The following is a 7,445-nucleotide window of genomic DNA, read 5'->3' as shown; positions in this document are numbered from 1 at the left end:
CGGCAGCTCCAGCGGGCAGGGGAACCCCTGCGCGCGCAGCGCCGCCATGCGCTCCGGCGCGGTCTTGTACGGCAAGTAGACCAGCTCACAGTCTTTCGCGGCCTCCGGCAGCGCGTCGTCCCAGAAATGGGCGCGCAGCCTGCGCGGCCCGGCAACATGCGGCTCCGCATGAAACGCGCGGGAGACAAACGGCACCGGCTCCCGCGCGGCGCGCTTCTGTTCCAGCTCATCCAGCACGGCGCGGCGCAGGCGGTTCAATGCGGAAACCGGTATGCTCAGCCCCTCATCGATGGCACAGTCGATCCGCTCCGCGAAAAACGGCGTGCCGCCCGTTTTTTGGAGCTGCTCCTCGCAGCGCTCCGACGTCAGCGGGCGGTTGACCGCCGGTTCCGGCGGCGCATCCTCCGCACTTGCGCCGTGGTTCTCGTTATCCCGCGCGGTCAGGCGCACCGGCTTCCCCGCATGCACCTCCAACGCGAACCGCACCGGCACGCGCGGCAGTTCCTTTCGATACAGCTCCCGCAGGTCGGAGAACACCTTCTCCGTGGCGCTGGTGACGTCCTCTTTCGTGCGGGTACCAAACATGGAACGGCCCCGCGCTTCGTCCAGATACCCTGTGGTAAACCCGGAACGCGAGAACACCGCCCCCAGATTCCGCATCAGATCCGGCGGAACTTCCTCCCCGTCCGCCGCCAGCCGGCAAGCACGCGACGCGGCGGCGGCGTATTCGGGCCGCTTCATGCGTCCTTCAATTTTTGCGCTCGCCACGCCCGCCGCCGCCAACTCCTCCATGCGGGTGATCATGGACAAATCCTTGAGGCTCAGGTCGTGCCCGGTACCGCCGGGTGCAGAAAACGGCAGGCGGCACGGCTGGGCGCACATGCCCCGGTTCCCGCTGCGCGCGCCCAGCATCGAGCTGAAATAGCACTGCCCGGAGACGGACATGCACAGCGCCCCGTGGACAAAGGCCTCCAGCTCCACGGGACAGGCCGCATGCATCTCCGCTATCTCCTTCAGGGACATTTCCCGGGCAACGACGACGCGCTCCATGCCTGCTTCCATCGCGGCCTTCGCTCCGGCGGGCGTGTGCAGGGACATCTGCGTGGACGCGTGCACCGGCATTTCCGGCGCACAGTTCCGCGCAAGCAAAAGAAGGCCTGTATCCTGCACAAGGACGGCGTCCACGGGCAGGGTGCAGGCTTCCGCAAAAATGTTCAGGGCTGCTGGCAATTCCTGTTCTAAAAGCAGGGTATTCAGGGCAAGATAAACCTTGACGCCGCGTGCATGGCAGTACGAGACGGCCTCCCGCAGCGCCTGCCGGTCAAAATTCTGTGCGCTGGCACGCGCGCTGAATGCCGAAGCGCCCAGATAGACCGCGTCGGCCCCGGCGCGCACGGCGGCGGTCAGCCCTTCCGGCCCGCCCGCAGGGGCAAGCACCTCCGGCTTTTTCTCATTCTTTTTTAACTCACTGTTCATCGTCTTTTTTCTCGAAGAAGCTCATAAAGCCCTCCGGATCCTCCACGACGGTCTGGGCGTGCTCGCCCGGAATGTGCTCCCGCGCAGCGCGCGTATAGGCAGACTGCGGACGGGGCGCCTTCTGCGCGGACTTGTCCGGTTTTTTCTGCGCCGGCCTGTCCTCCGAAGGGATGGGCTTGTCCTCCGCATGGACGGACTTTTTCTCTTCCACAGACTTTTCGGACGCGGCCTTGGCCGCCTGCTCGGTCTGTTCAGACAGACGGGCGCGCAGGGTCTGCAATTCTTTTTTCAGGCGCTCGCTCTCGCGGCGGGCCTCGTCGGCCTCCGTGCGGGCGCGCGCGGAATCCTCCAGATAATCTTTGATCTGGGAGCGCAGGTGATCTGCGGAATCCACGGCCTTGCGGCGCTCGTCGCAGTAATTAAGCGCGGTCAGCAGCGCGGCAATGGTGACGGAAATGCGGTCGTTCCGGTCCACAATATCCTGAACCGCGGTTTCCACCTCTTCCGCGATGGCGCGGATATACGATTCGCTGTCGTCCGCGGTGAGGGCAAATTCAACACCGCAGATGTTCAGTTTGATGCGGTTTCTGCTCATAATACGGTTCCCCCTGTGACTGCCTGCGCGGCGGCGCAGCGCATTTTGCTGAATCATTCGTCCTTATATTATAGTATACTTTGCTGGAATAAGAAAGCTTTTCTTTCGCTGGGATGAAAAAAGCGGCCCATTTCGACAAAGATTTTGGTTTTTGTCTAACCTGCACAAAATTTGAGCGAAAATCATCCGCAAGGTAAATCTTTGGCCCGCAAAACGCCGGCGACCAATTTTTGGCTTTACCATGCGGAATTTGCATGATTATGGAAATCTTTGGACCCGGAAAGGATTCTGTTGTAAATTAGTAATAATTGGTATATAATAAGTCTGTATGACCAATTGAAACGTTTGTCAGACAGAGATTACTTCTTGACATTTGGAGGACTTCTATTATGAACTACAAGCAGCCGATCAGTAAGATCAAAGAACAGATTGAAGCCAAGCTGCAGCACAATTTCGGCCTGACGCTGGAAAACGCGACCGACGAGCAGTGCTACAAGGCGGTGGCGTTGGTGGTGCGCGACCTGATGGCAAAGGGCCGCCACGAATTTATGACGCGCGCGGAGGAAACCCACACCAAGCGCGTCTATTATCTCTGCATGGAGTTCCTAATGGGCCGCTCCTTAAAGAATAACTTATATAACCTGGGCGTTGAGGACGACTTCCGCAAGGCGCTCGCGGAAATGGGCCTCAAGCTTGACAACCTGTACGAAAAAGAGCCCGACGCGGGCCTGGGCAACGGCGGCCTGGGCCGCCTGGCCGCCTGCTTCCTGGACGGCCTGTCCACCCAGAGCTACCCGGCGATGGGCTATTCCCTCTGCTACGAATACGGCATCTTCCGCCAGAAGCTGGTGGACGGCTGGCAGACGGAGCTGCCGGACTTCTGGCTCCCGGGCGGCAAGGTCTGGCTGCAGGAAGTGCCGGAGAAGGCCGTTGAGGTCCACTTCGGCGGACACATCGAGGATTACTGGAATAACCAGTACCATATCGTCAATCATAAGGACTACGACAAGGTCACGGCGGTACCGTACGACATGTACGTTTCCGGCATGGACGGCACGGGCGTCAACTGCCTGCGCATCTGGTCCGCGCGCTCCGAAGAATTTGACATGAAGCGCTTTAACAGCGGCGATTACCTGCGCGCGATGGAACAGAACGCCATGGCCGAGGTCATCACCAAGGTTCTGTATCCGGAGGACAATCATCTGGAGGGCAAGAGCCTGCGCCTTTCCCAGCAGTATTTCCTGGTCTCCGCGACCATTCAGGACATCATCCGCCGCCACCTGTTCAAGTACAGCACGCTCGACAACCTGCCGGACTTGGTGGCCATCCACCTCAACGACACGCACCCCGTGCTCGCGATTCCGGAAATGATGCGCGTGATGCTCGACGAGTGCGGCTACGGCTGGGACGCCGCGTGGGACATCGTAACCCGCACCATCGCCTACACCAACCACACCGTCATGGCGGAAGCGCTGGAATGCTGGGGCGAGGAGCTCTTCAAGTTCCGCCTGCCGCGCATCTACCAGATCATCGAGGAGATCAACCGCCGCTTCTGCGCCGACATGCACGCCCGCCACGTGGACGGCTACAAGATCGGCCGCATGGCCCCGCTCAACGACGGCTATGTGAAGATGGCAAACCTCGCGGTGATCAGCGCGCACTCCGTCAACGGCGTTTCCGCGCTGCACAGCGATATTCTGAAAGACACCGTTTTCAACGATTTCTATACCGAGATGCCGTATAAGTTCCAGAACGTGACCAACGGCATCGCCCACCGCCGCTGGCTGAACCAGTCCAACCCGGAGCTGGCCAACCTGCTGACCGAAAAGATCGGCGACGGCTATATTCGCGACGCGGCGCAGCTGGAGAAGTTCCTGGCGTATAAGGACGACGCGGCGGTTCTGGACCAGCTTGCAAAGATCAAGCACAACAATAAAGTGCGCCTTGCCGAGTATGTGAAGAAGGCCAACGGCATCACGCTGGACCCGGATTCCATCTTCGACGTGCAGATCAAGCGCATGCATGAGTACAAGCGCCAGCACCTCAACGCGCTGCACATTCTGACCCTGTACCAGTGGCTGCGCGAGAATCCGAACGCCGACTTTACGCCGCACACCTTCATCTTCGGCGCGAAGGCCGCGCCCGGCTACTATTTTGCCAAGCAGATGATCCGCTTCATCGTGGACCTGGCGGAGACCATCAACAACGACCCGCGCGTCAACCAGAAGCTCAAGGTCGTCTATATTGAGGATTACCGCGTTACGCTGGCGGAGATCCTGACCCCGGCGGCGGACATCAGCGAGCAGATTTCCCTCGCGGGCACCGAGGCGTCCGGCACCAGCAACATGAAGTTCATGATCAACGGGGCTGTCACGCTGGGCACCCTGGACGGCGCGAACGTGGAAATCCACGAGGCCGTGGGCGACGACAACATTCTGCTCTTCGGCATGACCACGCCGGAGGTGAACGCCCTCAAGCGGTCCGGCTACCGCCCGCGCGTGTTCTACGAAAACAACCCGATCGTCCGCAAGGCGGTCGACGAGATGAACAAGGGCTTCTGCGGCGTTTCCTTCCGCGATATCACCGACTCCCTGCTCAACGTGGACCCGTACATGGTCCTTGCGGACTTCGAGTCCTATGTGCAGGCACAGAAGAAGGCTGTCGCGCTCTACGCCGACCAGAAGCATTGGCACCAGATGGGCCTGGTGAACATCGCCAAGGCGGGCCGCTTCGCCGCGGACCGTTCCATCCGCGAGTATGCGGACAACATCTGGCACGCCACGCCGGTTCCGCCCGCGCCGCCGGTTGACAAGACGGTGAAACCGGTCGCGAAAAAGCCGATCTTCAAAAAAATGCGCTGAATTTCACAGCTTTCGACGGCTGTCTCACCGTTCGGGTTCTGTATGGAATCCGGGCCGGATTAGAACGATTCCCCCCGCCAATGGCGGGGGGAATCGCCAAGTTCAGCCGGTTTTTTGTCCGCGCGGGCAATTGAGAACTATGTAAAAGGGGTAGACTTCATGTTCAATTCACGCAATCCGGCGTATCGCGATCCAATGGGCGCGGTTCCCGCGGGTACGTCGGTCCATTTTAAAATCAACGTGGCGCGGGACCTGCGCTGTTCCGGCGCGCGCCTGGTGGTGCAGGACGATCAAAACGGGCAGACGGAGAATTGCGGCATGTACTGGTGCGGCATGTCCGGCGACACGCACGAATGCTGGGAATGCCATTACACACCGCAGCAGCCCGGCCTGTATTTTTACCGTTTCTATGTCGACACCTGGCGCGGCACGCTGCCCATCACGAAGGGCTTCGGCGGGGAGGGCTCCGTCGACGCGCACGGCGGCCCGTGGCAGCTCACCGCATATGATCCGGATTTCCAAACGCCGGACTGGATGACCGGCGGCGTGATGTACCAGATTTTTCCCGACCGCTTCCACAACTCCGGACAGCCAAAGGAAAACGTCCCTGCCGACCGCAGGCTGCATGAAAAATGGGGCGAGCAGCCGGACTGGATGCCGAACGAAAAGGGGGAGGTCACCAACTCCGACTATTTCGGCGGCGACCTCAAGGGCATCGAGGAAAAGCTCCCGTATCTGGAATCGCTCGGCGTAACGTGCATCTATCTCAATCCGATCTTTGAGGCGCATTCCAACCACCGCTACAACACGGCGGACTACTCCAAAATCGACCCGCTGCTCGGCACGGAGGAGGACTTCCGCAGCCTGTGCGACGCCGCGCACAAACGCGGCATGCATGTGATCCTGGACGGCGTGTTCAACCACACCGGCAGCGACAGCATCTATTTTAACCGGGAGAAGCGGTATCCCACGGAGGGCGCGTACAATTCGCAGCACTCCCCGTACAGCTCCTGGTTCAACTTCCATCCCTGGCCGGACCACTATGACTGCTGGTGGAACTTTATCACCCTGCCGGACGTCAACGAGTGCAACCCCGACTACGACAACTATATAAACGGTGAAACCGGCATCATCCGCAAATGGCTGGCCCTGGGCGCGGACGGCTGGCGTCTGGACGTCGCGGACGAGCTGCCGGACCCGTTCCTGGAGAACCTGCGCGCCGCCGCCAAGGCGGAAAATCCCGCCGCCGTGGTGCTGGGCGAGGTTTGGGAGGACGCGTCCAACAAGGAGGCGTACGGCCGCCGCCGCCGGTACTTTGAAGGGAAACAGCTCGACAGCGTGATGAACTACCCGTTCCGCAACGCGATCATCGGCTTCCTGACCGGGGCGGACGCGGCGGACATGATGGAAATTATCATGAACATCGTGGAGAACTACCCGCCGCAGGTCACGAGAATCCTGATGAACCACATCGGCACGCACGATACGGAACGCGCGATCACCATGCTGGCGGGCGAACCGCTGCACGGCCATGGCCGCCACTGGCAGAGCAACGCGCACCTGACCCGCGAGCGCCGCAAAAAGGGTCTGACTTTGCTGCGTTTGGCCGCCCTGATGCAGTTCACCCTGCCGGGCGTGCCGTGCATCTACTACGGCGACGAGGCCGGGCTGGAGGGATACCGCGACCCATTCAACCGCGGCTGTTACCCATGGGACAAAGCCGACGAGGGGCTGGTCGAATGGTATCGCCGCCTGGCGCGGCTACGCGCCGCCTGCCCCTGCCTGCGCGAGGGACGTATGGAACCGGTGATGGCGGGGGACTGCTGCATGGCCTACATCCGCGACGACGGGCAGGAGCGCCTGCTGGTGGCGATCAACGCCGGGGAGCAGGAAAAGCCGGTTTATCTCTCCCCGGAGTGGAACGACGCGGAAATCCTGATGGGCCGCCTGCCGGACGAACGCCATGCGCTCGTTCTGGGCCCGCGCGACTGCACCGTGCTCAAGTGGGCGTATCCCGGCCCGGAGGAACCCAAGGGCCCCGCGCCCGGCCCGGCAGCCACAGCGCAAAAAGATTTGGCATAATTTTGGCGAAAAGCCTTGCACTTTTCCAAAAAGTGTGGTATTATACTCTGGCAGCTTTATGAAAGCTGCTTATGCGCTCGTAGCTCAGCTGGATAGAGTGCTTGACTACGAATCAAGAGGTCAGGGGTTCGAGTCCCTTCGGGCGCGCCAAAGAAAAAGTCAGTAACCATGCGGGTTGCTGGCTTTTTCTTTTTTGTCTGCGCACAGCGGCAAAAATCGGAAATGTTCAACTTTTGTTCAAGTCAGGTCAAAAAAAGTGGCGGTCACGTCTTCTTTTGGGGAGATTGTGGGCGCCTTTTTTTGTTTTTTTGCGCCTTTTTTTCCGGCTGGGGGACGCCCGCCAATGCGTCCCAAGCCGCCGCCCGCTTTCTGTCTCTTATACCCATCCTTCTGCGCTGAGGACGCGTCTCGCCAGGCGCTCGCGGGCATGG

General features: G+C 60.5%; 5 protein-coding genes and 1 tRNA gene. 3 read left to right on the top strand and 3 right to left on the bottom strand.

Translation table 11 applies throughout. The features are described from left to right. Positions 1 to 1,476, bottom strand: a 1,476-nt coding sequence (locus BN2106_RS00065; RefSeq protein ID WP_050696545.1) for a peptidase U32 family protein, incomplete at its 3' end; no start/stop codon positions are given. Then, the gene (gene zapA, locus BN2106_RS00060; protein WP_050696544.1) at positions 1,466 to 2,071 is read right to left on the bottom strand and encodes a cell division protein ZapA; all 606 of its coding nucleotides are present in this window, start codon (positions 2,069 to 2,071) and stop codon (positions 1,466 to 1,468) included. The genes zapA and BN2106_RS00065, both read right to left, overlap by 11 nt. Positions 2,072 to 2,460: 389 nt before the next feature. Here zapA and BN2106_RS00055 point away from each other — a divergent pair, with 389 nt between their 5' ends. The 3 genes from BN2106_RS00055 to BN2106_RS00045 all read left to right on the top strand — a co-directional run bounded on the left by BN2106_RS00055 (position 2,461) and on the right by BN2106_RS00045 (position 7,164). Continuing rightward, a complete protein-coding gene (locus BN2106_RS00055) occupies positions 2,461 to 4,932 on the top strand; it encodes a glycogen/starch/alpha-glucan phosphorylase (RefSeq protein WP_050696543.1) in 2,472 nt (823 codons plus the stop codon). Positions 4,933 to 5,091: 159 nt separating this feature from the next. After that, entirely contained in the window at positions 5,092 to 7,014 is a 1,923-nt protein-coding gene (locus BN2106_RS00050) for a glycoside hydrolase family 13 protein (protein WP_050696542.1), read from the top strand. 73 nt (positions 7,015 to 7,087) lie between these two features. Then, positions 7,088 to 7,164 (top strand) — tRNA-Arg (locus BN2106_RS00045). 87 nt (positions 7,165 to 7,251) lie between these two features. On the opposite strand, the gene BN2106_RS16570 is transcribed toward BN2106_RS00045, so the two are convergent. Beyond that, the coding region (locus BN2106_RS16570) for a hypothetical protein (protein WP_207641681.1) at positions 7,252 to 7,445 on the bottom strand (194 nt) is incomplete at its 5' end.

This window comes from Anaeromassilibacillus senegalensis (genome assembly GCF_001261775.1).
GTDB classification, from domain to species: domain Bacteria; phylum Bacillota; class Clostridia; order Oscillospirales; family Acutalibacteraceae; genus Anaeromassilibacillus; species Anaeromassilibacillus senegalensis.
Note: the sequence above shows the minus strand (reverse complement) of the source record. Positions and strands in the feature narration are given on the sequence as shown.

Bases quoted from the DNA above. Each gene is read 5' to 3' on its own strand.
- zapA (WP_050696544.1), bottom strand. From the start codon at position 2,071: ATGAGCAGAAACCGCATCAAACTGAACATCTGCGGTGTTGAATTTGCC.
- BN2106_RS00055 (WP_050696543.1), top strand. From the start codon at position 2,461: ATGAACTACAAGCAGCCGATCAGTAAGATCAAAGAACAGATTGAAGCC.
- BN2106_RS00050 (WP_050696542.1), top strand. From the start codon at position 5,092: ATGTTCAATTCACGCAATCCGGCGTATCGCGATCCAATGGGCGCGGTT.